Here is a 26,416-nt window from a genome sequence, read left to right as displayed (position 1 = left end):
TGCACTCATAAAGCCGGCCGCCTCACAACGGACTCTCCTTGTTTGTCTGCGTGCCAGCGCCGGTCAGGTAGTCCAGCGTGGACAGCAGTTCCAGTCGTGACAATGGCTTGATGTAATAGGCGTCGGCGCCCAGCGCCAGGCCCTTGCGCTTGTCGTCGGTCTCGGTGGCCAGCACCACCGGCACCCGCGCGCGGCGCTGGTCGCTCTTGATATCGGCCAGCCAGCGCCAGGTTTCTTCGCCCTTCAGGCTCACATCCAGCAGCACCGCCGCCGGCTCCTGCGCCAGCCACTGCTCCTCGGCTTCCCGGACGCTTGCCGCATGCACCGGCCGGAATGCCGAGCCATGCAGGAAGCGCTCGTACAGCAGGCGGGTGGATTCGTCATCTTCCACCACCAGCACCGGGCGCCGCCCGTCGGTCATTCCAGCCTGGCTGCCGGCGGCGTCCACCGGCGACGCGGCCGGCTCCGGCAGCGCCGCATAATGCAGCGGCAGCACCACCGAAAAGGTCGACCCTTCGCCCAGCGTGCTTTGCAGTTCGACCCGCCCGCCCAGCAGCGCGGCCAGTTTGCGGCATAGCGGCAGCCCCAGGCCGGTGCCCTTGACCCGCTTCTGCAGGCGGTTCTCGACCTGGATGAATTCCTCGAACACCAGCTGCTGGCTTTCCTTGGGGATGCCCACGCCCGTATCGCGGACCGACAGCCGTACCGACTGCTCCGACGGCATGGCAACGGCGCTAATCCGGACTTCGCCGGCGTCGGTGAACTTCAGCGCGTTGGAAATGAAATTGCGCAGGATCTGCGACAGCTTGGCCTCGTCGGTGTACAGGGCCGGCACGCCGACCGGCTCGTCGAATTCCAGCCGCACGGACTCGCTGACCAGCAGCGGGCGCAGCATGCCGCGCAGCGCCGAAAACAACTCGGCCACCTCGAATTTGCCGGGACGGATGTCGATCTTGCCGGCTTCGATCTTGGCCAGGTCGAGCAGGTCATTGACCAGTTCCGACAGGTCTTCCGCGCCGCGCAGGATGAAGGTGACCTGCTTTTCCTGCTCGGTCGTGAGTTCGCCGTCCACCCGGTCCAGCAGCAGCTTGGACAGCGCCCGGATCGAACTGAGCGGCGTGCGGAATTCATGGCTCATGTTGGACAAGAAGCGCGACTTCATTTCGTCTGCGCGGCGCAGGTGGCCGGCCTTTTCATCCAGTTCGGCATACAGCGCCACCACGCCGCGATTGGTGTCTTCCAGTTCGCGCGTGAGCTGCAGCAGTTCTTCCTGTCTCGCCTTGAGTTCGGCCAGCGTGGACAGCAGTTCGCGGTTCTGCTGCTGCACCTCGGTCAGCGTGGCTTCAGCCGGCAATGCCGCCAGGCGCGCGCCGATGTCGCCGATCAGCGCCGGCGTGAGCAGCCGCGCCTGCGCCGGAAAGAGCTTCTTCAATTCCACCAGCGTCCCGCCGGGGCCGGTGTCGACCGTGAAGCGGTCCATCAGCCGCTGCGCGCCCAACAGGCCCATGCCCATGCCGGTCGGCGACTTGTACTGTCCCGCCAGGATGGCGTCGAGATCGGCGATGCCGCGGCCATGGTCTTCGATGCGGATGTTCAGCACCTGCGGCGCGGTTTCGCCCTCGATCAGGAATTCCACGCGGCCCGGCGCGGCATAGTTGAATACATTGCGCGCGATTTCCGACACCGCGGTGGCAATGCGCGCCTGGTCCTGCATGCCAAAGCCGCACAGCGCCGCGATCTGGCGGGCGCGCTGCCGGCAGGCCACCACATCGAACTCGGCCTGGATGCCCACGGTGAGGATGCGCTTGGTCATCTGCGGCTACTCCCGGTTCCTGTGCGCCACCACCACGCTGACATCGTCGCGATGGCGGGCATGGTCGCGGTACAGCACCGCGGCGATCAGGGAAGGATGATGCCGCAGGAGGCCGGGATAGCGTTCCAGGTCCCAGCGGGTGGCCAGGCCGTCGCTGTGCATGATCAGGATGTCGTCGTCGCCGAAGTCCATCCGGAATTCCTGCACCTTGCGCATATTGCTGCCCACGATGCCATTGTGCGACACCAGGTGCCGGGAGGTCCCTGCCGCATGCAGCGAGACGCTGATGTTGCCGATGCCGGCGAAGCGCAGGCTGCCTTCGGCCGGATTCAGGCAGGCCACCGCCAGCGCGGCGCCGCGCGTGCCGTGCAGGGCGGCGTGAGCGCGCTGCAGCAGTGCTTCCGGCACGAACGTCGCCTGCGCATCCACCAGGGCCACCGCCGCCTGGGAAGCGCGGGCCGCCTCCGGGCCGTGGCCGAGGCCGTCGGCCACCATCAGCAACAGCTCGGTATTCTTGCAGGCAGCGCCCCAGGCGTCGCCGCAGACATGCTCGCTGGGCAGGGGCAGGCAGACGGCGCCCACCGTCCATGGCGTCGACGGCGGAGCAGCAGCCCAGACCGCCATGCGCAGCACGGTGCCGTGATTGCGGTCGGTGTAGAGGTCGAATTCATCCGCCACCCGCTGCATGGCGCCCAGGCCCACGCCATAACTGCCGGCGGTGGACATGCCGTCGCGCATGGCCAGGTCCAGGTTGGCGAAGCCCGGCCCCTTGTCGATGGCCAGGATCTCCATGCCCAGCGTGCCGTCGCGCGCCAAAGGCCGCAGCAGGATGTCGCCGCTGCCGGCATGCTTCAGAATGTTGGTGGCGGCCTCGGTGATCACCAGGGCTGCCTTTCCGGCCACGGTTTCATTGAAGCCGAGCGTGCCGGCCAGGGTATTGCCGGCGCGCCGCACGGCGGCGATGCCGCTGCTCTCGGTGACCGGGTGGATGGTCTGGGGTGCCAGGGAGTTCAAAACAGCTTCCACTTCGCGATGCGTACCGTCGTGCCCTGGCCGGGCGCTGTAATCAGTTCGAAATCGTCGGCCAGGCGGCGCGCGCCGCCCAGTCCCAGGCCCATGCCGTTGCCGGTGGTGTAGCCATCCGTCAGCGCCAGGTTCACGTCCGCGATGCCGGGCCCCTGGTCGATGAAGCTGAGGATGACGCCGCGCCGGCCGCCGTCGGTCACTTTCTCGATATGCGCCTCGCCGCCGCCGCCGTAGCGCAGCGTGTTGCGCCCGAGTTCGCTGGCCGCGGTGATCATCTTGGTCTGCTCGATCAGGGAAAAACCGATGGACACCAGGCACTCGCGCAAGGTCTGGCGCATGCGCACCACGTCTTCGTCCGCGCGCAGCGGAACCACCTTCACATCGATGTCGTTGCCAATCAAGACGTTACCTTTCGTGCAGGCTGCAGGCCCGAATCCGGCATGCAGTCAGCCTCATGAAAAACTGCCCAGTTTCAACATGGTCATGCCGCGTTCGACATTCAGGGCGGTCTTCACGCCTTCCAGTGTCAGGCCCAGTTCGACCAGGGTGATGGCCACTGCGGGCTGCATGCCGACCAGTACCGTGTCCGCATCCAGAATTTTCGCCATTGCAGCAATGTTGTTGATCATCCGGCCGATAAAAGAATCTACCAGATCGAGCGCGGAGATATCGATCAGCACGCCCTTGGCACGATCTTTCACAATACGGGTGGTCAGGTCGTCCTGCAGCGTCATTGCCAGACGGTCATGCATGTCGACCTGGATGGTGACCAGCAGCAACTGGCCCATTTTCAATATTGGGATACGCTCCATGCGAACCTCAGCGGTCTTTCTGGACAATGACGGAACCGGCGCGCTGCAGCGCCACCAGGAAAGCATCGGCCAGGGTGGCCTTGGTGATCACGTCTTCCAGGTTCACGCCCAGGTGGACGATGGTCTGGGCAATTTGCGGGCGGATGCCGCTGATGATGCAGTCCGCACCCATGAGCCGCGCTGCCGCCACGGTTTTCAGCAGGTGCTGCGCCACCAGGGTGTCGACGGTCGGCACGCCGGTGATGTCGATGATGGCGATCGAGGCGCCGGTGTCGACGATTTTTTGCAGCAGGCTTTCCATCACCACCTGGGTGCGGGCGCTGTCCAGGGTGCCGATCAGCGGCAGCGCCAGCACGTCTTTCCACAACTGCACGACCGGCGTCGACAGTTCCAGCAGCTCCTGCTGCTGGCGCATGATGACCTGCTCGCGGGATTTCTGGTACGACTCGACAGTAAACAGGCCCAGCTTGTCGAACAGCGAATTGGTCGCCATGATTTCAGTCACCAGCGTGGCCGGGTCGCCCGACATTTCGGTCTGCAGGTAGGAGGTCAGCGGCTCCTTCAGCGAAAACACGAAGTTGGCGGTTTCGATCGAGCTGTAGCCCTGGCGCACCCGGTTGGCCGAGATGTCGCCCAGCAGTTGACGCGCCTCCTGCCACGCGCTGGAGTCGATGTCGGCGCTGCCGGCGTTCCTCAGCGTCGTGCCGACCAGGCTGAGGAAGCGGCTGGCCTGCTGGCGAAGTTCGGTTTCGGCATGCGCATCGCGGCGGCCGATGCGGGAAATCAGTGAAGCCAGCCAGCCTTCCAGCAGTTTTTCCTGGTGTTCAATGATGATGTCGCCCAGACGGCTGGTTTCATTTCGCATAGCGGTTCCTTGTAAGTGCATGTGCCATTGAGGCCAGGGAGGGAGGCATGACATGCATGCCATAAGGCAATAGTCATGGGCATTATAAAAGATGCAGCAAGGTTTCAGAGGAACGTTATTGTAAAAATGGACATTCCTTTAGTTCGCGCAATAGGGCGGCGCGTTAAATTCTTGCAGTATTTGATGGGTCTGATTCTATGCGGGGGCGCAGGAATGACGTTCGCCGCACACCGGGCAGGCCGGATTGCGTGATATCCGTATGCTGGTCCATTCCATGGCCATCGCGTCGAGCAGCAGCAGGCGACCGGCCAGGGGCTCGCCCAGGCCGGCCAGGAGCTTCAGCGCCTCGGCGGCCTGCATGGTGCCGATGATGCCCACCAGCGGCGCGAACACGCCCATGGTGGCGCACTGGACTTCCTCGAATTCCTGGTCGGGCGGGAACAGGCAGGCATAGCAGGGCGCGTCCGGGCGGCTGCTGTCGAAGACCGAGATCTGGCCGTCGAAGCGGATCGCCGCACCCGACACCAGCGGCACGCCGGCCGCGACACAGGCGGCATTGACCGCATGGCGGGTGGCGAAATTGTCGCTGCAGTCCAGCACCACGTCGGCTTCGGCCGTCAGCGCGCGCAGGCGCTCGCCTTCCAGCCGCTCGGTCAGGGCAAGCACTTCCACTTCGGGATTGATGCCCGCCAGGGTCAGCCTGCCGGACTGCGCCTTCGGCTGGCCAACCCGGTCGGTGGTATGCAAAATCTGCCGCTGCAGATTGGTCAGGTCCACCGTGTCGTTGTCGACCAGCGTGATGCGGCCGACGCCGGCCGAGGCGAGATAGAAAGCGGCGGGCGAGCCCAGCCCGCCGGCGCCGATCACCAGCGCGTGCCCGGCCAGCAGTTTTTCCTGGCCCTCGATGCCGATCGGGTCGAGCAGGATATGGCGGGAATAGCGCAGCAGTTGTTGGTCGTTCATGGATGGGGCAGGCCTGAAAAAACAAGGCCGCATCGCTGCGGCCTGTGGGATTGCTGCGGAGATTACTTCTTGCCGTCGTTCTTCTTCGGCTCGTCCGGGTCGTTGATGCTGGGTTCCTTCTTGTTCTCCACGACCTTTGCCTTGGCGACCTGCACCGGCAGGCCCTTCAGGTGGTTGAGCGCCTGCGCCAGCTGGAAGTCGTCCTTGCTGCCGAACTCCAGCGGCTTGCGCTTCTTGTCCAGCGCTGCCAGGCGCTGTTCCTCCTCCAGCTCATCGACCTTGTTGCGCACCTCGGCTTCCTTGTCCTTGTCGTTCAGCAGATGCTTGGTCAGGTCGGCTTCGCGCAGGCGCAGGCTGTTTAAGCCATCGCCTTCCGGGGTTTCGTCGACCATCAGGTCGGGCACGATGCCGCGGGCCTGGATCGAGCGGCCGTTGGGGGTGTAGTAGCGGGCGGTGGTGAGCTTGACCGCGGTGTCGGCGGAGAGCTGGCGGATGGTCTGCACCGAGCCCTTGCCAAAGGTCTGGCTGCCCATGATGGTGGCGCGCTTGTAGTCCTGCAGTGCGCCGGCCACGATCTCGGACGCCGATGCCGAACCGGAGTTGACCAGCACCACCATCTTCACGTTCTTCACCGCATCCGGCAGTTTCGACAGCGGATCGCTCAGCGAGCGGGTGCCGTAGAACTCGCGCCGGGCATAGAAGGTGGCCTTGGAGTCCGGCAGCTGGCCATTGGTCGAGACGATCGCCACGTCCTTGGGCAGGAAGGCGGCGGAGACGCCGATCGCGCCCGGCAGCACGCCGCCCGGATCGTTGCGCAGGTCCAGCACCAGGCCCTTGATGTTCGGGTCCTGGGCGTACAGGGCGCTGATCTTCTTGGCCATGTCCTCCACCGTCGGTTCCTGGAACTGCGATACCCGCACCCAGGCGTAACCGGGTTCGATCAGCTTGGACTTGACGCTCTGCACCCGGATTTCCTGGCGCACGATGGTGATCAGCACCGGCTTGTCTTCTTCCTTGCGCGCCACCGTCAGCGTGATCTTGGTGTTGGGCTCGCCGCGCATGCGCTTGACGGCCTCGTCCAGCGTCATGCCCTTGACCGGCGTGCTGTCAAGCCGGGTGATCAGGTCGCCGGCTTTCAGTCCGGCCTTGTAGGCGGGCGAATCCTCGATCGGCGAGATGACCTTCACATAGCCGTCTTCCATGCCGACCTCGATGCCGAGGCCGACGAACTTGCCCTGGGTGCCTTCGCGCAGTTCCTTGAAGGCTTTCTTGTCCAGATAGGCCGAATGCGGGTCGAGCGACGCCACCATGCCGGAAATGGCCTCGGTCAAAAGCTTCTTGTCTTCGACATTCTCGACATAATCGGACTTGATCAGGCCGAACACGTCGGCCAGCTGGCGCAGTTCATCGACCGGCAGCGGGGCGCCGGCATTCTTCTGCGCCAGCGCGTCGAATTGCATCGAGCCGACGACGCCGGCAAGCATGCCCAGACCAATAAGACCGAAGTTCTTGAATTTGCTGCTCATGTGTCACCTGGAAGTTACCCAACCGAGAGGATCGAAGGCGCGGCCCTGATGCCGCATTTCAAAGTATAAACCCGATTGTTCGTTGCCGCCGCTATTGCCTGCACTGGCAATGACCTCGCCGGCCCTGACCGCATCGCCCGGCCGCTTCAGAAGCGACTGGTTATTGCCATAGATGCTCATGTACTGGCCGCCGTGATCGACGATGATCAGGTTGCCGAAACCGCGCAGCCATTCGGCGAATACCACCCGGCCGCCGGCCACTACCTTGACCTCGGCGCCTTCGGCGGCCTTGATGAACAGCCCCTTCCAGCTCGGGCCGTCGCCGCGGCCGCCGCCGAAACGGGCCGCGATCTCGCCATGCACAGGCATCGCCATCTGGCCGCGCAGCGCCGGGAAGGAGGCCGGGAAGATGCCGGCCGGCGGCGCCGGTGGCGGCGGCGGCAGTGCCCGCTCCCGTTCCCGCTTGTTGGCAGCCAGGTTGGGGTTCTCGTCGGCGTCGATCGCATCCGGATTATTCGCCGGCAGCGGTTTGCCCTTCCCCGCATTGTGCGCCTGCTGTTCCCGCTGCCGCTTTGCGGCCGCTTGCTGCTCGCGCAGCTTTTCCTGGCGTGCGCGTTCGGCGGCGGCGGCCGCCAGCTGCTGCTGGCGCCGTTTTTCGGCGGCGATTTCAGCGCGCCGCTGTTCCTCGATCATCCTGGCCAGCTTGTCGACCAGGCCGCCCAGGCGCTGCTCGTCGCGCTGGATGTTGCCGACTTCCTTGCGCTGCTCGCCCAGCTTGTTCGACAGCTGCGCCACCAGCGTGGCGCGCTTGGCCTTTTCCCGCTCCAGCAGGGCTTTCTGGTCGCGCTGCTCGAGCGCGATTTCATCCAGCTCGTCCTTGGCGTCTTGGGTGTCGGCCTTGTTCTTTTCCACCGCAGCCACGTCGGCGCGCAGCGATTCGATCAGCCTGGCCTGTGCCTGCGACACATAGCCCAGGTATTGCAGGTCGCGGTTGATGCGGTTCGGATTGTCGCCCGACAGCAGCAGCTTGATGCGGTCCTCGCCGCCGGCCATGTGCTGCTGGCGCAGGAGCCGCGACAGCCGCGCCTTCTGGGCGTCGACCTCCTTCGTCAGCTGCGCCAGTTCCTTCTGCAGGCGGGCGATGCGGGCGGCCGTGTCCTTCTGCTCGCGGGCGAGGTCGTACAGCGCGCGGTTGGCGTCGGAGATCGCCGCTTCGGATTCGGACAGCGCATCGGCCGCGTCCTCCTTGGCGCTCTCGGTGCGGGTGATGTCGCGCTTCAAGGCCGTCAGCTTCTGCTGCAGCACGGCGCGTTCGGCCTCGGCGGCCTGTTTCTGCCGGGTGCGCTCGGTCAGCTTGGCGGCGCCGCCCGGGCCGGCCGCCAACAGCAGCGCCAGGCCCAGCGCGGCGCCGCGCCATCGTTGAACAGTCACTTATTGTCTCGGGAAGGATTACTTGGCCTTGCCCTGGCTGGCGACCGCCTGCATCGCCGCGGCAATCGCGTCGGCGTCGCCGAGGTAGTAGCTGCGGATCGGTTTCAGGTCGGCATCGAGTTCATACACCAGCGGCTGGCCGTTCGGCACGTTCAGGCCGACGATGTCGGCGTCGCTGATGCCGTCGAGCATCTTGATCAGCGCGCGCAGGCTGTTGCCGTGGGCCGAGATGATGATGCGCTTGCCGGCCTTGATGGCCGGCGCGATTTCCTCGTCCCAGGCCGGCATCACGCGCGCCACGGTGTCCTTCAGGCATTCGGTCAGCGGGATCTGGTCGCGCTGCAGGCCGGCGTAGCGCGGGTCGTTGTAGGAAGCGCGCGGATCGCTGGCGTCGAGCGGATTGGGCGGCGTGTCGTAGCTGCGGCGCCATACCAGCACCTGCTGGTCGCCGTACTTGGCGGCGGTCTCGGCCTTGTCCAGCCCCTGCAGCGCGCCATAGTGGCGCTCGTTCAGGCGCCAGTCGTTCTTCACCGGCAGCCACATCAGGTCCATTTCGTCGAGCGTGATCCACAGGGTGCGGATGGCGCGCTTGAGAACCGAGGTGTAGGCGACGTCGAAGGACAGGCCGGCCTCCTTCAGCAGCTTGCCGGCGTGGCGCGCTTCGGCCATGCCTTTCTCGGTCAGGTCGACATCGGTCCAGCCGGTGAAGCGGTTTTCCAGATTCCAGGTGGATTCGCCGTGGCGCATCAATACGATTTTGTACATGGGGCTTCTATGGTCTATGGGGAAATGGGGGGCAAATGCGGACAAATGCAGGTTTTGAATTGTAAACCGACTTCTATTTTATAATGTCGCGCTCTTTTGGCTGTTCCATCCCAATCCAACCGGTTTCCTCCCGATTCCACCTACTGACGGCAAGCTTGTGAAATTCTTCATTGACAATATCTGGCTGATCGCACTGGCCCTGTTATCCGGCGGCGCGCTCTTTCTGCCCACCCTGCAGCGCGGCGGCGCGCGTCTCTCCCTGCTGCAGGCCACTCAAATGCTGAACCAGGGCAAGGGCGTGATCCTGGACATCCGCGACCAGGATGAATTCGCCGCCGGCCATATCCGCGACGCCCGCCACATCCCGCTGAAGGACCTGAAGGCGCGCATCAGCGAACTGGACAAGTTCAAATCGAAATCCGTAATCGTTGTATGCTCCTCCGGTGCGCAGTCGGCCCGCGCGGCCAGCCAGTTGAAGAGCGCCGGCTTTTCCGAAGTCTACAGTCTCGATGGCGGCCTGGCCGCGTGGCGGGCACAGGGCCTGCCGACCGCGAAATAATCAAGGAACAACATCATGACCGCGCATGTTCTCATGTACAGCACCGGCGTCTGCCCTTATTGCGTGATGGCGGAACGCCTCCTGAAAGCCAAGGGCGTCGACGAGATCGAAAAGGTCCGCATCGACCTCGATCCCGAACAACGTAACCACATGATGCAGAAAACCGGCCGCCGCACCGTGCCGCAGATCTACATCGGCGACACCCATGTCGGCGGCTTCGACGACCTGTCCGCGCTCGACCGCGCCGGCAAGCTCGAACCGCTCCTGCGCGGCGAATAAGCAACCACCTTCATACACAGAAAGAAGTCCATGTCCGACGAAAACCTGCAACCCGTATTCCAGATCCAGCGCGTCTACCTGAAGGATGTCTCGCTCGAGCAGCCGAATTCCCCGACCATCTTCCTCGAGCAGGAAGCGCCCAACATGGAAGTGGCGGTCGATGTCGGCGCCGAGCCGCTGGCCGATGGCATCTTCGAATCCACCGTCACCATCACCGTGACCGCCAAGATCAAGGACAAGGTTGCCTTCCTGGTCGAATGCAAGCAGGCCGGCATCTTCGAGGCCCGCAACATCCCGGCCGAGCAGCTCGACCCGCTCCTGGGCATCGGTTGCCCGAACATCGTGTACCCGTACCTGCGCGCCAACATCGCCGACCTGATCACCCGCGCCGGCTTCCCGCCGGTGCACCTGTCGGAAATCAATTTCGAGCTGTTCTACCAGCAGCGCCTGCAGGCGCTGGCCGAGCAGCAGGGTCAGCAGGCGGGCGGCGCCGGCATCGTGATGCCGGACGGTTCGCAGGCCAAGCACTGAGCACTGCAATGAATCGCCGTATAGCCTGCGCCGCGGCCCTGGCCGCCCTGGCCGCCACGCTGGCGGCGCCGGCGGCGCGCGCTGCCGAGTTCAAGTCGGTGGGCGCCGCGCCCGCCATCCTGTACGACGCGCCGTCCGAACGCGGCCGCAAGATGTTCGTCGCGCCGCGCGGCATGCCGGTGGAAGTGGTGCTGAGCTATGGCGAATGGACCAAGGTGCGCGATGTCGCCGGCGACCTGTCCTGGATCGAGGCCAAGGCGCTGGACAGCCGGCGCCATGTGGTCGTCAGCGCGGCCGGCGCCAAGGTGCGCGCCAGCGCCGATGAGGCCGGCGCCGTGGTATTCACCGCCGACAAGGGCGTGCTGCTGGAACTGGCCGAGCCGATTTCATCGGGCTGGGTCAAGGTGCGCCATCGTGACGGCCAGGGCGGCTATATCCGCGCCGCCGACATCTGGGGCGACTGAGTCAGCGTGAAGATCACGGTATTGGGCGCTGGCGCCTGGGGCACCGCGCTGGCATTGTCGCTGGCTGCCCGCCATGACGTGCTGCTGTGGGGACGCAACCGGGAAGCCATCGGCCGCATGGCCGCCGCGCGCGAGAACCACGATTATCTTCCCGGTTTCGGACTGCCGCCGCAGCTGCGGCTTTCCAGCGACCTGCCCGAAGCGCTGGCCCATGTGGCCGCGCCCGATGCGCTGCTGGTCGTCGCCACTTCGGTGGCCGGCCTGCGGCCGCTGGCCATCCAGCTCAAGGCTTACGCCATCCCGAACATCGTCTGGCTGTGCAAGGGTTTTGAAGAAGAAACCCGGCTGCTGCCGCACCAGGTGGTGCGCGACGTGCTGGGCGCGGACCTGCCGGCCGCGGCGCTGTCCGGGCCTTCCTTTGCCCAGGAAGTGGCGCAAGGCCTGCCGTGCGCGCTGACGGTGGCTTCGGCCGACGCCGACCTCTGCGAGCGGGTGGTGGCGGCGCTGCACGGCGGCGCCATCCGGGTCTATTCCACCGACGACATGGTCGGCGTGGAAGTCGGCGGCGCGGTCAAGAACATCCTGGCGATCGCCACCGGCGTGGTCGACGGCCTGGGCCTGGGCCTGAATGCGCGCGCCGCGCTGATCACCCGCGGGCTGGTGGAAATCTCAAGGCTGGGCGTGGCGCTCGGCGGCCGTCCCGAAACCTTCATGGGCCTGACCGGCATGGGTGACCTGATCCTCACCTGCACCGGCGACCTGTCGCGCAACCGCCGTGTCGGTCTCGGCCTGGCGCAGGGCAAGCCGCTGGACGTCGTCGTGGCCGAACTGGGCCATGTGGCCGAAGGGGTGCGCTGCGCCCGGGCGGTGCGGGAACTGGCGGCGCAATACGGGGTAAGGATGCCGATCGCCAGCGCGGTGGCCGGCGTGCTGTTCGACGGCGATGCGCCGGATGCGATGGTGGCACGCCTGATGGCGCGCGACCCGCAGCCGGAGCAGGGCTGAACGGCGCTGCCCCGGCATGCCGAAAGCGCTTTAGGGCTTGCTGCCGGCCGGACCGCCGGTATTGACCGGCCGGTTCAGCAGCACTGTCATCAGCACCGAGGCGTTGTCCCTGGCATGCAGCGCATGCGGCACCTTGGGCGCGAGATAGACCATCTGGCCCGGACCCAGCGTTTGCCGCTTGCCGTGGGCTTCCAGTTCAATGCTGCCTTCCAGGCATTGCAGCGTCACATCGCCTTCCACCCAGTGTTCAGGCATCGATTTGCCCGCCTGCAGCACCAGGCGCATCAGCTCCAGATGCTCGGTTTTCAGGAAGGCCGTGGAGACCGCGCTTTCCAGTTGATCGCCCAGGGGCGCGATATTGATCAAATCGCCAGAGGCGGCATGGGGCAGGGACATAAACGTTCTCCCAAAGCAAAAACCTTAGCCTACATTGCTGCCCGAGGATGGCATTGCGCATGATCGAGTCGTTTTGAACTAGCCGCGGCACTTTGCTACTACTATTGCTGTCAGAGAAGATGCAAGAAAGAATGATTGCCTGAGCCTGCGGTCGCGGCAATTGTTACGGCTCTATTTCTTTATGTCATTTTCTTGTTTTCCCTGCATGCCGCCCCGGTACTGCCCTTATACTTTCACTTCTCCTCACCTGTAACCAATTCCATGCTCAAGTCTTCTGCTTCTGTTTCCCGGCGCGCACTGGCGCGTGGCTTTACCCTGATCGAAATCATGGTGGTGGTCGTCATCATGGGCATCCTGGCCGCGCTGGTGGTGCCCAAGCTGATGGGCCGCACCGACGATGCCCGCATCATGGCGGCGCGCCAGGACATTTCCACGCTGATGCAATCGCTCAAGCTGTACCGGCTCGACAACCAGCGTTATCCGACCACCGAACAGGGGTTGCAGGCGCTGGTCACCAAGCCCACCAACGGCCCGGCCGCCAACGGCTGGAAGCAGGGCGGCTACATCGACAAGCTGCCCAAGGACCCATGGGGCAATCCCTACCAGTACCTTTCCCCCGGCCTGCGCGGCGAAGTCGACGTGTTCTCGCTGGGCGCGGACGGCCAGCCAGGCGGCACCGGCAACGATGCCGACATCGGGTCGTGGGATCTCTGACCTGCCACCGGGCCAGCCGCGCGCAGCGCGGCTTCACACTGCTTGAATTGCTGGTGGTGCTGGTCATTGCCGGCATTACGCTGGGCATCGTGTCCTTCAATGCCATGCCCGGCCCGCAGCAAAACCTGAAAGACGACGCACAGCGCATCGCGCTGCTGCTGCAACTGGCGCGCGACGAAGCCATCGTGCGCGACCGCCCGATCGCCTTCGAGGCCGACAGCGAAGGCTACCGCTTCCTGCAGCGCGAGGAAAAAGCCTGGCAGCCGCTGCGCGCGGACGACATGCTGCGCCCGCGCCAGTTCAAGCGCGCGCCGGTGACCCTGCTGGTGTTCCCGCCGCCGGATGGCAATGCCGGTCCGCTGCGCATCGTGTTCGGCCGCGAGCCGGTGCAGCAGCCCTTCGTGCTGACCCTGGCGCTGGCCGATACCAGCGTGGCCATCCGCGCCGATGGCATCGGCCACTTTACCGTTGACTGAGATGCCCGCCCCGACCACAGCACTTGCGCGCCATGCCGGCTTCACCCTGCTGGAAGTGCTGGTGGCGCTGGCCATCGTCGGCACCGCGCTGGGTGCGAGCCTGCGCGCGGTCGGCAGCCTGACCCAGAACAGCAACGACCTGCGGGCGTCGCTGATGGCGACCTGGTCGGCGGAAAACCGGCTGTCGCAGATCCGCATGGCCAAGGAGTGGCCGCCGCTGGGCAACCGCAGCTTCGAGTGCCCGCAGGGCGAGCTGGCGCTGGTCTGCCAGGAAAGCGTGTTCGCCACGCCCAATCCGGCGTTCCGCAGGGTGGAAGTGAGCGTGGTCGATGCCGCCAGCCCCGAGCGGCGCATCATCAAGCTGACCCAGGTGGTGCCCAATGGCCTCTAGAAGACATCAATACCGACAGCGCGGCGTTGCGGTGGTGACGGCGCTGCTGCTGACCACGCTGGCCGTGACCATCGTGGCCAGCCTGTTCTGGCAGCAGCAGGTGCAGGTGCGCTCGATCGAGAACCAGCGGCTGCAGCTGCAGAAGCAATGGATAATGCGCGGCGCGCTCGACTGGGCGCGCCTGATCCTGCGGGAGAATGCCCGGCTTTCCAACTATGATTCGCTCGACCAGCCGTGGGCGGTGCCGCTGCTCGACACCCGGCTGGACCAGTACGTGGAAAACAACCGCGCCGACACCGAGAGCAGCGACGCCACGCTGTCGGGCCAGATGGTCGATGCGCAGGGGCTGTACAACCTGACCAACCTGGCGCCGAAAGGCACGCCAGACAAAAAGCAGGTCGAGATCTTCGCCCGCCTGCTGGCCAGCCAGCGGCTCAACCCGTCGCTGGCGGTGGATACGGCGTCGATGGTGGCGGCCAGTGTGCCCAGGCAAGCGCTGCCTGCGGCCAGCGAGGCCGGGGCCGGGCAGGAGATCGATCCCCAAACCGGGTTGCCGCGGGTCAATGCCGGCACCAACACCAGCAGCAACGCCGAAAATAGCCAGGGCAAGACGCCGGTCACCGTGAGCAGCCAGCGCCTGATGCCAATGACCCAGGTGGAGGACCTGCTGGTCGTGCCCGGCTTCACGCCCGAAGCGGTGGAGAAGCTGCGCAATCTGGTAATCTTCCTGCCGGACGGGGGAACCAAGCTGAACATCAATACCGCGCCGCCCGAAGTCATGGCTGCGGTAATTGACGATATTTCCCCGTCGCAGGCGGCCCAGATCGTGGCGATCAGGAACACTGCCAGCTTCCGTTCCTCCACGACCCTTGTCAACGATTTGAAATCGGTAACGCAGGGAACCCCAAGGAATGTCACTGTATGTTCGAGTTTTTTCCTGGTTAATGGGCGGGTAAGGCTAAACCGCGCAGCGCTGCAGACGCAAGCGCTGCTAAAGCGCACGGGCACGCGCACTACTGGTGGCGATTGTGCCGCTGGCCCTGCAAAGACCGAGCTGGTATGGATACGCGAAAACTAGAAGGAAGTCCTTGAGCACACTGTACCTACGCCTGCCGTCCAAGGCAGCTTTCGACAGCACCACCCAATGGGAAGTGCTGGACTGCCCCTACGCGCTGGCGGCGCCAAGCGGCTTGCTGGAGCAGGAGGGCGTCGCCGCCCTGTCACAGGTGTCGGCGCTGGTGGCGCGCGCGCAGCGCGTGGTGCTGCTGGTGGCCGCCAGCGACGTCACCATGCTGCGGGTGCAGATGCCGCCGATGTCGGCGGCGCGCCAGCGGGCCGCGCTGCCCAACCTGGTGGAAGACCAGCTGATCACCGATCCTGCCGAATGCATCGTCATCGGCGGCGCGCTGGCCGACGGCCTGCGCACGGTGGCGGTGGTGCAGCGCGCCTGGCTGGAACTGATGACGCGCACCGTGCTCGGTTCCGGCATGGCGCGCATTTCGGCGCTGCCGGCCCAGTTGTGCGTGCCGCATGCGGCCGACGCCGTGCAGGGCGTCGTGCTGGAGCAGGACGCCGACATCGAACTGACGCTGCGCCTGTCGGCCCAGGATGGCATGGGCGTGGCGATCCTGCCCGAGCATCCGGCCAGCGCGGCGCGCGAGGCGGTCGACGCGGCATTGGCGATGGCGCACGGCCAGCCGCTGCTGCTGCGGGTGCCGCGCGAGCGGGCGCCGGCCTACCAGCAGGCGGCGGCGGAGCTGGGCGCGGCCGAACTGGTCACCGTGCAGGCCGACAGCTGGCAGCAGTGGATCGCCGGCGCCGGCGGCGCCGACATCGACCTGGCGATCGGCCTGGGCGCCTCGGCCCGGCCCAAGCTGAACTGGAAGCCGTGGCGGCTGCCGCTGGCGCTGGCGGTGCTGCTGCTGGCGGTGAACCTGGTGCCGCTGAACCTGGAATGGATACGGCTGAAACGGGAATACGACGGCCTGCGCGCCTCGATGACGCAGATCTACAAGGCAGCGTTTCCGAACGAGACCGTGATCGTCGATCCGCTGGCCCAGACCCGGCAGAAGGTGGCCGCCGGCCGCCGCAACGCCGGCCAGGGCGCGCCGGACGATTTCGGCGCGCTGGCCGCCGCCTTCGGCGAAGCATGGCAGAGCGCCGCGGCGCGCACGCCGGGCGGCGCGCCGCCGACGCTGGCCGGGCTGGAATACCGCGAGCGCAGCCTGTTCGTCCGCCTGAAACCCGAGGCGCAGGTGCCGTTCGATGCGGTCAGCGCGGCGCTGGCGCGGCGCAATCTGTCCCTGACCGCCGCGCCGGAGCAGGCCGGCGTGGTGATGTGGCAAGTCAAGACCGGAAAATGAGGCAGGGCAGATGAGTCTGAAGACAAGCATGACCGAAGCAAGCCAGGCCGCTTCCCGTTTCTGGGCCGAACGCAACCTGCGCGAGCAGCGCATCCTGCTGGCCGGCATGGCGGCAATCGTGGCCGCACTGGTCTACCTGCTGCTGGTGTCCCCGGCGCAGGAAGGCATTGCGCGCTACCAGCGCAGCCTGCCGGAAATGCGCCAGCAGGTGGCGCAACTGCAGGCCCTGACCCAGGAGGCGGTGATGCTGCCGCAGGGCGACGCCGCCGCGGCGCCGGCCGCCGTGCCGCTGAGCCGCGAAACGCTGGAGGCAGCGCTGCAGCGGCGCGGGCTGAAAGCCGAAAACACCTCGGTTGCCGGCGAGATCGTGCGCCTGCAGCTTCCGGGCGCCTCGTTCAGCGCGCTCAACGAATGGCTCAACGAGGCGCGCGCCGCGTTCCAGCTGACGGTGACCGAAGCCAGCATCACCGCCCAGCCGACGCCGGACATCGTCAATGCCAACGTGACCTTGCGCCAGCAAAAGGCGCAATAAGCGAAAGGCAGTGACCATGTTGTCGGAAAATGAAAGCCGGAAACCGCACAAAAAGGCGGGAAATTGCTGAGGGCCGTGATATGGTTGCTTTCGGCAACATTCGCTATCCTCTTGACTATGCTGGCTTTTTTGCCCGCGGCCTGGATGTCGGTGTTGCTGGAGCGGCAAACCGGCGGCAGGTTTTCGCTGGGCGATGCGCAGGGGACCTTGTGGCAGGGCTCGGCCTTTCTGGGCGGCGCGCCTGGCGCGGATTCTGCGGTGACGCCGCTGCTGCCGGGCCGGTTCGCGTGGCGGCTCTCGCCGCTGGTCGTGCTGGGAACGCTGGATGCGGAACTGAGCAATCCGGCGGCGCTGTCGACACCGGTGAAGATTACCGGCGGCTGGAGCGCCTGGACCATCAGTGCGGCGGCCATCACCCTGCCGGCCGAACGCCTGACGGCGCTGGGCGCGCCGCTCAACACGCTGCAGCCGTCCGGTCGCATGACGCTGGACTGGCAGCAGCTGCAGATTGCGCGGCAGGGGCAGCAGGTGGCAATGACCGGCACAATGCGCCTGACGCTCGACGATATTGCATCCCGGCTGTCGCCGATCAAGCCGCTGGGCGCTTACCGAATGACACTGGAATGGCGCGGCCAGCAGGCGCAATTGCAGCTCGGTTCGCTGCACGGTCCGCTGCTGCTGAGCGGCGCCGGCCGGCTTGACCGCGGCAGGATGCAGTTTTCCGGCAAGGCCGAGGCGGAGCCGGGGCAGGAGCAAAGACTGGCGAATCTGTTGAATCTGCTCGGACAACGTCGTACCGAAGGCGGCAAGGATTACATCTCACTCGAATTCAAATGAAAAAACTCTTCCCACTGGCAAAATGCCTGCCGACCAAGGCAACCTGGCGCCGCGCTGGCGCCGCCACTCTCGTGATGAGCCTGCTGGCCGGCATGGCGCCGGCGCGGGCGCAGGATCCGTCACGCAACGAGGCAGTGCTCAATTTCGTCGGCGCCGACATCGAGTCCGTGGTCAAGGCGGTCGGGCATTACACCGGCACCAATTTCCTGATCGATCCGCGGGTCAAGGGCACGATCAGCCTGATCTCCGAAAAGCCGGTGACCAAGGCGCAGGCGATGCAGCTGCTCAGTTCGGCGCTGCGCCTGCAGGGCTATACGGTGGTGGCCAGCGGCCCCTTCACCAAGGTGGTGCCGGAAGCCGACGCCAAGCTGCAGGCCGGCCCGATCCAGACCACGCCCGGCCGCGGCGGCGACGGCGGCGCGGTGCGCGGCGACCAGATCGCCACCCAGGTCTTCAAGCTCAACTATGAATCGGCGGTGAACATGGTGCCGGTGCTGCGGCCGCTGATCTCGCCCAACAACACCATCAATGCCAATCCCGGCACCAACAGCCTGGTCATCACCGACTATGCCGACAACCTGCGCCGGCTGGGCCGCATCATCGCCTCGCTGGACATGCCGGCCGCGGCCGACCTGGACGTGCTGCCGATCCGGCATGCGGTGGCGACCGACATCGCCACCATGGTCAACCGGCTGCTCGATGGCGGCAGCGCCGGCGGCCAGCCGGGCGGGCAGGGCGTCGCCGGCGGCAGCGACCGCACCAGCCTGCTGGCGGACAGCCGCACCAACTCGGTCATCATCCGGGCGCCGTCCGAAGCCCGCGCCCGGCTGGCGCGCTCGCTGGTCGACAAGCTCGACCAGCCCACCGCGATGCCCGGCAACGTGCACGTGATCTACCTGAAAAACGCCGAAGCCACCAAGCTGGCGCTGACGCTGCGCGCGGTGGTGGCCTCGGACCCGTCGGCGTCCGGCCTGCAGACCGGCAACACCGGCGGCGCATCCACGCCGAGCAACCCGGCCCTCACCAACACCAGCGGCGCCGGCCTCGGCCAGACCGGCGGCGGCCTGGGACAGGGCGGACTGGGCCAGGGCGGCATGGGCTTTGGCCAGTCCGGCCAGGGCCAGGGCCAGGGCAGCGGCCCGCTGCCCACCGGCGGACCCGGCGGCTTCATCCAGGCCGACCCGGCCACCAATTCCCTGATCATCACCGCCAGCGAGGCGGTGTACCGCAACCTGCGCAGCGTGGTCGACCAGCTCGACGCCCGTCGCGCCCAGGTCTACATCGAGTCGCTGATCGTCGAGGTCAGCGCCAAGCGCGCCGCCGAATTCGGCATCCAGTGGGCCGGCCTGTCCGGCAACGGCGACAGTGCCTACCGGGTCGGCACCATCACCGGCTTTTCCAGCGGCGGCAACAACCTGATCACCCAGGCCGCGGCGCGCCTGGCCGGCACGACCACCGGCACGAGTCAGCAGCTTCAGGCCCCGGGCAACGGCCTGAACCTCGGCGTGTTCCGGCAGGTGGCCGGCCAGCTCACGCTGGGCCTGATCGCCCGCGCGCTGGAGACCGAGGGCAATGCCAACATCCTGTCCATGCCCAACCTGATCACGCTGGACAACGAGGAAGCCCGCATCATCGTCGGCCAGAACGTGCCCTTCGTCACCGGCCAGTACACCACCGCCGCGTCCGGCGGCGCGGCCGGCGTGAACCCGTTCCAGACGGTGGAGCGCAAGGACATCGGCCTGTCGCTGGTGGTCAAGCCGCAGGTGTCGGAAGGCGGCACCGTGAAGATGGCGATCTACCAGGAAACCTCGGCCATCGACGAAACCAAGAACAACGTCTCGGGTCTGATCACCACCAAGCGCGCGATCCAGACCAATGTGCTGGTCGACAATGGCGAAATCATCGTGCTGGGCGGCCTGATCGACGACCGCAACAGTAATGGCACGGAGAAGGTGCCGGGACTGGGCGACATCCCCGTGGTGGGCAACCTGTTCAAGTACCAGAACACCAGCCGCGAAAAGACCAACCTGATGGTGTTCCTGCGCCCGACCCTGATCCGCAGCGCCGACCAGAACCTGAACGTGGCAAGCGACCGCTACGAGTACATTCGCGGCCAGCAGCTGCAGACCAAGCAGCCGGATTCGCCGGTGCTGCCCAACGTCGGCAAGCCCATCGTGCCGGTGATGGAAAACGGCCGCCTGCAGAACGGCGACCTGCTGAACCTGCCGCCGGGCGCCAATGGCATCATGCCGCGCAATCCGCTGCAGCCGGGCCTGCCGCCCGAGCCGCAGCCCATGCCCGTTCAACCCGCGCTGCCGCCACAACCGGCGGCGCCGCAACCAGGCCTGCCGCAGTTCACCCAGTAAGCGGCCGGCGAAGAGAGAAATCATGGAAGCCCGACTGTTACCGTATGCCTTCGCCCGCGACCATGCCGTGCTCGCGCAGCGCGGCGCCACGCCCGATACCGGCGTCGAGGTCTGGGTGTCGGATGCCACCGCGCCGCGCGCCATCGCCGAGGTCAGCCGCCGTTTCGGCCGCATCCGCCTGAAGCGCATGGACCGCGAGGCGCTCGATGCCGCCATCGCCCGCGCCTATGCCGGCGCCGGCAACGACGCCGCCCAGGTGATCGACGAATACGAGTCCGACCTCGACCTGGCCAAGATGATGCAGGACATGCCGGCGGTGGAAGACCTGCTGGAATCGGCCGACGACGCGCCGGTGATCCGCATGATCAACGCGCTGCTGACGCAGTCGCTGCGGGAAGGCGCTTCCGACATCCATATCGAGCCCTTCGAGCAGATCTCGGTGGTGCGCTTTCGCATCGACGGCGCGCTGCGCGACATCGTGCGGCCCAAGAAGGCGATCCATGCCTCGATGATTTCCCGCATCAAGATCATGGCCCAGCTCGACATCGCCGAGAAACGGCTGCCGCAGGACGGCCGCATCACGCTGCGGGTGGGCGGCAAGCCGGTCGACGTGCGCGTTTCCACCCTGCCCACCGGCCACGGCGAGCGCGCCGTGCTGCGTCTTCTGGACAAGGAAGCCGGCCGGCTCGATCTGCAGAGCCTGGGCATGGACGACCATACCCTGAAGGAGTTCGACCACCTGATCGCCCAGCCGCACGGCATCGTGCTGGTGACCGGCCCAACCGGTTCCGGCAAGACCACCACGCTGTATGCTGCGCTGTCGCGCCTGAATGCCGCCAGCACCAACATCCTGACGGTGGAAGACCCGATCGAGTACGAGTTGGCCGGCGTCGGCCAGACCCAGGTCAATGCCCGCATCGACATGACCTTCGCCAAGGCCCTGCGCGCCATCCTGCGCCAGGACCCGGACGTGATCATGATCGGCGAGATCCGCGACCTGGAAACCGCGCAGATCGCGGTGCAGGCTTCCCTCACCGGCCACCTGGTGCTGGCGACCCTGCACACCAACGATTCCGCCGCCGCCGTCACCCGCCTGCTGGACATGGGCATCGAGCCCTTCCTGCTGTCGTCCTCGCTGCTGGGCGTGGTGGCGCAGCGCCTGGTCAGGAAGCTGTGCCCGCACTGCCGGCGCCATGACGGCACGATGTGGCATGCGGTCGGCTGCGACAAGTGCGGCATGACCGGCTACCACGGCCGGGTCGGCGTCTATGAACTGCTGCAGACCACCGACCAGATCCGTTCCCAGATCCATGACCGCGCTTCGGAGGCCGACATCCGCATCACCGCCCAGCGCGACGGCATGCGCACCATGCGCGAGGATGGCGAACGCTGGCTGGCCGACGGCACCACGACGCAGGCCGAGCTGCTGCGCGTGACCAAGGATTAAAGAGGAAAGCCCGTGCCCGCATTCCGCTATGAAGCCGTCGACACGCTGGGCGCCACCCGCAAGGGCGTGCTCAACGCCGACAGCGCCCGCGCCGCCCGCTCCGACCTGCGCACGCAGGGCCTGGTGCCGATCATGGTCGACGCCATCGCCTCGCAGGTCGACGAGAGCGGCCAGGGGCGCCGGCGCGGCCTCGGCGACCGGCTCTCGACGGTCGAGCTGTCATTGTTCACGCGCCAGCTGGCCAGCCTGCTGGAAGCCAGCCTGCCGCTGGAGCAGGCCTTCACCGCCCTGCTGGAACAGGCCGAGCGCACCTATGTGCGCGACCTGATTGCCTCGATCCGTTCCGAGATCATGGGCGGCGCGTCGCTCTCCGACGCGCTGGGCCAGCATCCGCGCGACTTCGCCGACATCTACCGCGCGCTGGTGGCCTCCGGCGAGCAGATCGGCCAGCTGGCCAAGGTGCTGTCGCGCCTGGCCGATTACATCGAGCGCCGCAACTCGCTGGTGCAGAAGGTGCGGCTGGCCTTTACCTATCCGGCCATCGTCACCGTGGTGGCGTTCGCCATCGTGATCTTCCTGCTGACCTACGTGGTGCCGCAGATCGTCTCGGTATTCGCCAACACCAAGCAGAAGCTGCCGCTGCTGACGGTGGTGATGCTGGCCATCTCCGACTTCGTGCGGCATTACGGCCTGATCGTGGCGGGCGTGGTCATCGCACTGTTCTGGACCTGGCGCCGGGCGCTGAAAAACCCGGTGATCAAGATGCGCTGGCATCGCTGGCTGCTGACTGCGCCGATGTACGGCAAGTTCGAGCGCAGCCTGAACACCGCGCGCTTTGCCAGCACGCTGGCCATCACCACCGGTTCCGGCGTGCCCATCCTGCGCGCGCTGCAGACCAGCCGCGACACCCTGTCCAACGTGGCGATGCGGGCGCAGGTCGAGGAAGCGGCCACCAGCGTGCGCGAAGGCGTCGGCCTGGCGCGGGCGCTGTCGGCGCACAAGCATTTTCCGCCGATGCTGATCCACATGATCCGCGCCGGCGAAGTCACCGGCGAGCTGCCGGCCATGCTGGACCGCGCCGCCAATGCCCAGGAGCAGGACCTGGAGCGGCGCGCGCTGACCATTGCCGGCCTGCTGGAGCCGGCGCTGATTCTCGCCATGGGCGTGGTGGTGCTGCTGATCGTGCTGGCGGTGCTGATGCCGATTATTGAAATCAACCAGCTGGTGCGCTGATGTCGGAAGCCGCACAGATAAGGGAAGTCGAATGAAACGCTGGCCGCTGCTTACCAGTTTCGTGCTGTTCATTGCGCTCTGCGTGTCCGCCACCTATTGGGGCATGCAGTTGCTGAAGCCGCCGGCGCGCCCGGTCGCGGCGCCGCCGCCGGCGGTGCAGGCGCCGCCCGACCCGCGCGCCGCCGCCGTGCTGTTCGGCGGCCGCCAGGGCCCGGTGGCGGTCGCCACCAATTACCAGCTGCGCGGCGTGGTGTCGTCCGGCACCAGCGGCGAGAGCGTGGCCATCCTGTCGGCCGACGGCAAGCCGCCCGAGGCGGTGCGCGCCAACCGCGAATTCCAGCCCGGCGTGGTGATCAAGGAAGTGCATCCGCGCTATGTGCTGCTGCAGGAGAACGGCGTGATGAAGCGGGTCGAGCTGCTCGACGAAGACAAGGGCGGCATGATGGCCGATACCAGCAATCGCCCGCCCGTCACCAGAGCCGTGCCGCCTATGCCCGGCATGCAGCAGCCGCAGATGCAGCCCCAGATGCAACCGCAGATGCAGCCCCAAATGCAACCCCAGATGCAGCCGCAATCCGCGCCCATGCCGCCGCCCCAGGTCCAGGCAGTGCCGGGGGGCGCAGCGCCCGTGCAGGGGTTTGGCAGCCCCATGGGCGGCGGCCTGCAGCGTTGATCCGGCATTGGCGGCCTCTGCCTCGGCCGCTTTCCTTGCCGCCATCGTCGCTTCAGGGGCTGGCAGTCAATCCGGTCATGCGTGCCATCGCAGTGGTCGGCTGCGGATCTGAACAGTATTGACTGCAGGAACGCCCGCATTGCGGTGCATTGCCTTGCTCCTCCAGCCGGGTTTCCCAGCCGGGATTTCCCGGTATCAAGCCGATACGACTTCGCGCAAACAAGCGTCAAAACAGCCGGGCCAGGGCCTTCGAAGCCACGACCGACGCAAAACTCCCTTCCTTGAACCTTGTCAAACTTGCATCTGGTCAAGTGTTGAGGAATTCCCGTGGACAAGCGCGCGAGCCAGCGTCGGGGCTGGTTACGGTCTATTGCCGGCATGGGCTGGCATGCCATCAAGGTCATCACCGTCGCCGGCATTGCCGTGGCGCTGCTGCTGGCCGGGCTGGTGTACGTGACCGTCCAGGAGACGCCCGAGGTGGACCGCCTGCAGACGGTGCGCGCGGTGCAGCCGAGCGTGATCCTGGCGGCCGATGGCAGCGAGCTGACCACCCTGCGCAATGTGCAGCGGGAATGGCTGCCGCTGGAAAAGATATCGCCGCATGTGATCCATGCCCTGATCGACACCGAGGACCGGCGTTTCTACGAGCATCGCGGCTTTGATATCAAGCGCACGCTGTCGGCGGCGCTGCATACCGCCAATGGCGAAACCCAGGGCGGCTCCACCATCACCCAGCAGCTGGTGCGCAACCTGCATCCGGAAGAAATCGGCCGCGCCCGCACCGTCAGCCGCAAGCTGCGCGAAATCACCACCGCGGTGCGCATCGAGCAGCGCTACAGCAAGGACCAGATCCTTGAAACCTATCTCAACAGCGTGCCCTTCCTGTACAACGTCTACGGCATCGAGATGGCGGCGCGCACCTACTTCGCCAAGCCCGCCGCCGAACTCGGCCCGGCCGAGGCGGCGACCCTGGTGGGCATGCTCAAGGGCACCCATTACTACAACCCGGTGGTGAACCCGGAACGCGCCAGGGCGCGCCGCAACGTGGTGCTGGCGCAGATGGCGCGCGGCGGCCATCTGGCGCAGGCCGACGTCGACCGGCTCGGCGCCGAGCCGCTGCAGCTGCGCTTCCAACGCCAGGCCGAGCCGACCGGCAGCGCCACCCATTTCACCGAATACGTGCGCAAGTGGCTGGTGGACTGGGCCGACCGCAACCACCACGACCTCGGCGCCGACGGCCTGGTGATCCAGACCACGCTGGACCCGAAGCTGCAGGCAGTGGCGGCGCAGGCGGTGGAACGCCAGGCGCAGGTGCTGCAAGCGGTGGCCGACGTGGAATGGAGCCAGCCGTCCGGCAAGCTGCTGTCGAAGACGCCGGGCGCCTATGAAAAAATGCAGGGCAAGGTAGTGCCGTTCCGGCATTTCTGGACCGAGCGCACTGACCTGCTGGATGCCTTCCTGCGCGAGACGCCGGAATTCCGGCGCGCCGTGGCTGCCGAGGGCGAGGCCGCGGTGCTGAAGAGGCTCAAGCGCGATCCGGACTTCATCAATCGGCTGCAGCAGGCCAAGACCCGGCTCGAAGCCGGCTTCGTCGCGCTGGACCCGGACAGCGGCGAAGTGCGGGCCTGGGTCGGCAGCCGCGATTTCCAGCGCGACCAGTATGACCATGTGGCGCAGGCGGAACGCCAGCCCGGCTCCACCTTCAAGCCCTTCGTCTATGGCGCGGCGCTGGAAGCCGGCCTGGCGCCGGAGCGCATGTATGCCGACGGCCCGGTGGAGATCCGGCTCGGCGACGGCCGCGTCTGGCGCCCTGGCGACATGGGCGGCGCCAGCGGCCGCATGATGAGCCTGCGCGACGGCCTGGTGTATTCCAAGAACACGATCACCGCCCAGGTGATGCAGGATGTCGGCGTCAAGGAGATCGTCGACCTGGCCCAGGCCGCCGGCGTGCGCCGCAGCAAGCTCGACGCGGTGCCGTCGCTGGCGCTGGGCACCAGCCCGGTGACGCTGCTGGAAATGGCGGCGTCCTACGGCACCATCGCCCGCGGCGGCCTGTACCAGGAGCCGATCTTCATCCGCCGCATCAGCGACCGCAACGGCCGGGTGCTGGCCGAATTCAGCCGCGCGCCGGCGCGGGTGATGAGCGAGCATACCGCCGTCGAACTGATCGACATGATGCGCGGCGTGATCAGCCGCGGCACCGGCACCGCGATGAAGACGCAGTTCAAGGTCAGCGCCGATATCGCTGGCAAGACCGGCACCACGCAAAACAATACCGATGGCTGGTTCATGCTGATGCATCCGACGCTGGTGATGGGCGCCTGGGTCGGCTTCAACGATGCCCGCGTCACCATGCGCAGCGACTACTGGGGGCAGGGCGGCCACAATGCGCTGCTGCTGGTGGGCGACTTCTTCCGGGAAGCGATGCAGGCCGGGATGCTGGACGCGAAGGCGTCCTTCCCGCGTCCGGAACGCCCGCCGGTGATGGTGTCGGCGCCGCTGCCCTACGGCATGGATGCGCAGGGTGAAATCATCAGCGCCGACAGCCAGCGCGCGGCGCCGCCGCCCGCCACCACCATGGCCGGCATTGTGGTGCGCCGTTATGCCGGCGGCGGCGTCTGGATCGGCGACAGCCAGGCAGCGGCCCAAGCCGACAGCATGGCGCCGGCGAAAACCGAGGAAGAACTGAGCGGCGTGATGAGCGGCATGGGCCGCGATCCGGTCAGCGGCGCCCGGATGGCGGCGCGCAGCGCGGTCGATTACGGCGAGCGCCAGCCGGTCGGCAGCGCTGGCGCATCGGGCGGCGGCGATACGGCTTCTGGTTCGGATACCGACTCGATTCGCTGAAAATACCGATTTGGTCAGAACTTGGTGAATTTGCGCAGGCAGGCTCTTTCAAATTTCGTTGGCAAAGTGATATTCTCGCGACAGTTTTCTTAATGTCAAATT

Annotated in this window: 27 protein-coding genes; 17 read left to right on the top strand and 10 right to left on the bottom strand. The window is 66.4% G+C overall.

What is annotated here, in order from left to right; all coding sequences use genetic code 11:
• Positions 1–22 precede the first annotated feature (22 nt).
• The 9 genes from ABC383_RS12920 to gpmA form a co-directional block, all read right to left on the bottom strand.
• Positions 23–1,813, bottom strand: a complete 1,791-nt coding sequence (locus ABC383_RS12920) for an ATP-binding protein (RefSeq protein ID WP_413014510.1) — start codon at positions 1,811–1,813, stop codon at positions 23–25.
• Positions 1,814–1,819: 6 nt separating this feature from the next.
• Positions 1,820–2,827 (bottom strand): SpoIIE family protein phosphatase, encoded by a 1,008-nt coding sequence (locus ABC383_RS12915; RefSeq protein WP_413014508.1) that lies wholly within the window; start codon positions 2,825–2,827, stop codon positions 1,820–1,822.
• Positions 2,824–3,177: an anti-sigma regulatory factor gene (locus ABC383_RS12910; protein WP_413016340.1), complete on the bottom strand. Its 354-nt coding sequence runs from the start codon at positions 3,175–3,177 to the stop codon at positions 2,824–2,826. Before ABC383_RS12910 ends, ABC383_RS12915 begins: the two co-directional genes overlap by 4 nt.
• A gap of 114 nt (positions 3,178–3,291) precedes the next feature.
• Complete coding sequence (locus tag ABC383_RS12905; RefSeq protein WP_413014506.1) at positions 3,292–3,651, bottom strand: STAS domain-containing protein; 360 nt, start codon at positions 3,649–3,651, stop codon at positions 3,292–3,294.
• A 7-nt stretch (positions 3,652–3,658) separates the two neighbouring features.
• Positions 3,659–4,516, bottom strand: a complete 858-nt coding sequence (locus ABC383_RS12900; protein ID WP_413014504.1) for an STAS domain-containing protein — start codon at positions 4,514–4,516, stop codon at positions 3,659–3,661.
• A 195-nt stretch (positions 4,517–4,711) separates the two neighbouring features.
• Entirely contained in the window at positions 4,712–5,479 is a 768-nt protein-coding gene (locus ABC383_RS12895) for a HesA/MoeB/ThiF family protein (protein WP_413014502.1), read from the bottom strand.
• Positions 5,480–5,541: 62 nt separating this feature from the next.
• Positions 5,542–7,005: a S41 family peptidase gene (locus ABC383_RS12890; RefSeq protein WP_413014500.1), complete on the bottom strand. Its 1,464-nt coding sequence runs from the start codon at positions 7,003–7,005 to the stop codon at positions 5,542–5,544.
• A 3-nt stretch (positions 7,006–7,008) separates the two neighbouring features.
• Complete coding sequence (locus ABC383_RS12885; RefSeq protein ID WP_413014498.1) at positions 7,009–8,436, bottom strand: murein hydrolase activator EnvC family protein; 1,428 nt, start codon at positions 8,434–8,436, stop codon at positions 7,009–7,011.
• Positions 8,437–8,454: 18 nt separating this feature from the next.
• On the bottom strand, positions 8,455–9,201 hold the full coding sequence (gene gpmA / locus ABC383_RS12880) for a 2,3-diphosphoglycerate-dependent phosphoglycerate mutase (RefSeq protein ID WP_413014496.1): 747 nt from the start codon (positions 9,199–9,201) through the stop codon (positions 8,455–8,457).
• Positions 9,202–9,358: 157 nt separating this feature from the next.
• Here gpmA and ABC383_RS12875 point away from each other — a divergent pair, with 157 nt between their 5' ends.
• From ABC383_RS12875 to ABC383_RS12855, 5 genes are read left to right on the top strand one after another with little or no spacing between them, the layout of a single operon-like run.
• Positions 9,359–9,760 carry a rhodanese-like domain-containing protein gene (locus tag ABC383_RS12875; protein ID WP_413014494.1) on the top strand — a complete coding sequence of 134 codons (402 nt, stop codon included), beginning with the start codon at positions 9,359–9,361 and terminating at the stop codon, positions 9,758–9,760.
• 15 nt (positions 9,761–9,775) lie between these two features.
• Positions 9,776–10,039, top strand: coding sequence for a glutaredoxin 3 (grxC, locus tag ABC383_RS12870; protein WP_194712408.1), 264 nt, complete (start codon positions 9,776–9,778; stop codon positions 10,037–10,039).
• A gap of 30 nt (positions 10,040–10,069) precedes the next feature.
• Positions 10,070–10,570 (top strand): protein-export chaperone SecB, encoded by a 501-nt coding sequence (secB, locus tag ABC383_RS12865; RefSeq protein WP_217346045.1) that lies wholly within the window; start codon positions 10,070–10,072, stop codon positions 10,568–10,570.
• 8 nt (positions 10,571–10,578) lie between these two features.
• Positions 10,579–11,034 (top strand): SH3 domain-containing protein, encoded by a 456-nt coding sequence (locus ABC383_RS12860; protein WP_413014491.1) that lies wholly within the window; start codon positions 10,579–10,581, stop codon positions 11,032–11,034.
• A 6-nt stretch (positions 11,035–11,040) separates the two neighbouring features.
• Entirely contained in the window at positions 11,041–12,039 is a 999-nt protein-coding gene (locus ABC383_RS12855; RefSeq protein WP_413014489.1) for an NAD(P)H-dependent glycerol-3-phosphate dehydrogenase, read from the top strand.
• Between the two features lie 30 nt (positions 12,040–12,069).
• Here ABC383_RS12855 and ABC383_RS12850 read toward each other — a convergent pair whose 3' ends face one another.
• Positions 12,070–12,435, bottom strand: coding sequence for a cupin domain-containing protein (locus ABC383_RS12850; protein WP_413014487.1), 366 nt, complete (start codon positions 12,433–12,435; stop codon positions 12,070–12,072).
• A gap of 261 nt (positions 12,436–12,696) precedes the next feature.
• Here ABC383_RS12850 and gspG point away from each other — a divergent pair, with 261 nt between their 5' ends.
• The 12 genes from gspG (at position 12,697) to ABC383_RS12790 (ending at position 26,314) form a co-directional block, all read left to right on the top strand.
• Complete coding sequence (gspG, locus tag ABC383_RS12845) at positions 12,697–13,149, top strand: type II secretion system major pseudopilin GspG (RefSeq protein ID WP_413014485.1); 453 nt, start codon at positions 12,697–12,699, stop codon at positions 13,147–13,149.
• Positions 13,137–13,625 carry a type II secretion system minor pseudopilin GspH gene (gene gspH / locus ABC383_RS12840; protein WP_413014483.1) on the top strand — a complete coding sequence of 163 codons (489 nt, stop codon included), beginning with the start codon at positions 13,137–13,139 and terminating at the stop codon, positions 13,623–13,625. Before gspG ends, gspH begins: the two co-directional genes overlap by 13 nt.
• Position 13,626: 1 nt before the next feature.
• Positions 13,627–14,016, top strand: a complete 390-nt coding sequence (gene gspI / locus ABC383_RS12835) for a type II secretion system minor pseudopilin GspI (RefSeq protein WP_413014481.1) — start codon at positions 13,627–13,629, stop codon at positions 14,014–14,016.
• Positions 14,006–15,094, top strand: a complete 1,089-nt coding sequence (gene gspK / locus ABC383_RS12830; RefSeq protein WP_413014479.1) for a type II secretion system minor pseudopilin GspK — start codon at positions 14,006–14,008, stop codon at positions 15,092–15,094. The genes gspI and gspK overlap by 11 nt, the downstream gene beginning before the upstream one ends.
• Positions 15,095–15,104: 10 nt before the next feature.
• Positions 15,105–16,379: a type II secretion system protein GspL gene (gspL, locus tag ABC383_RS12825; RefSeq protein WP_413014478.1), complete on the top strand. Its 1,275-nt coding sequence runs from the start codon at positions 15,105–15,107 to the stop codon at positions 16,377–16,379.
• A gap of 10 nt (positions 16,380–16,389) precedes the next feature.
• Positions 16,390–16,911, top strand: a complete 522-nt coding sequence (gspM, locus tag ABC383_RS12820; protein WP_413014476.1) for a type II secretion system protein M — start codon at positions 16,390–16,392, stop codon at positions 16,909–16,911.
• A gap of 117 nt (positions 16,912–17,028) precedes the next feature.
• Positions 17,029–17,748, top strand: a complete 720-nt coding sequence (locus tag ABC383_RS12815; protein WP_413016338.1) for a type II secretion system protein N — start codon at positions 17,029–17,031, stop codon at positions 17,746–17,748.
• Positions 17,745–20,114: a type II secretion system secretin GspD gene (gene gspD, locus ABC383_RS12810; protein ID WP_413014474.1), complete on the top strand. Its 2,370-nt coding sequence runs from the start codon at positions 17,745–17,747 to the stop codon at positions 20,112–20,114. Before ABC383_RS12815 ends, gspD begins: the two co-directional genes overlap by 4 nt.
• Positions 20,115–20,136: 22 nt before the next feature.
• Positions 20,137–21,561, top strand: coding sequence for a type II secretion system ATPase GspE (gene gspE / locus ABC383_RS12805; RefSeq protein ID WP_413014472.1), 1,425 nt, complete (start codon positions 20,137–20,139; stop codon positions 21,559–21,561).
• Between the two features lie 12 nt (positions 21,562–21,573).
• The gene (gene gspF / locus ABC383_RS12800) at positions 21,574–22,794 is read left to right on the top strand and encodes a type II secretion system inner membrane protein GspF (protein ID WP_413014470.1); all 1,221 of its coding nucleotides are present in this window, start codon (positions 21,574–21,576) and stop codon (positions 22,792–22,794) included.
• Positions 22,795–22,825: 31 nt separating this feature from the next.
• Entirely contained in the window at positions 22,826–23,467 is a 642-nt protein-coding gene (locus ABC383_RS12795) for a type II secretion system protein N (protein WP_413014469.1), read from the top strand.
• Between the two features lie 327 nt (positions 23,468–23,794).
• On the top strand, positions 23,795–26,314 hold the full coding sequence (locus ABC383_RS12790) for a penicillin-binding protein 1A (RefSeq protein ID WP_413014468.1): 2,520 nt from the start codon (positions 23,795–23,797) through the stop codon (positions 26,312–26,314).
• The last annotated feature ends 102 nt before the right edge of the window (positions 26,315–26,416 follow it).

This window comes from Noviherbaspirillum phoenicis (assembly GCF_047237965.1).
Classification (GTDB): domain Bacteria; phylum Pseudomonadota; class Gammaproteobacteria; order Burkholderiales; family Burkholderiaceae_D; genus Noviherbaspirillum_A.
This window is presented reverse-complemented; position numbering and strand designations above follow the sequence as displayed.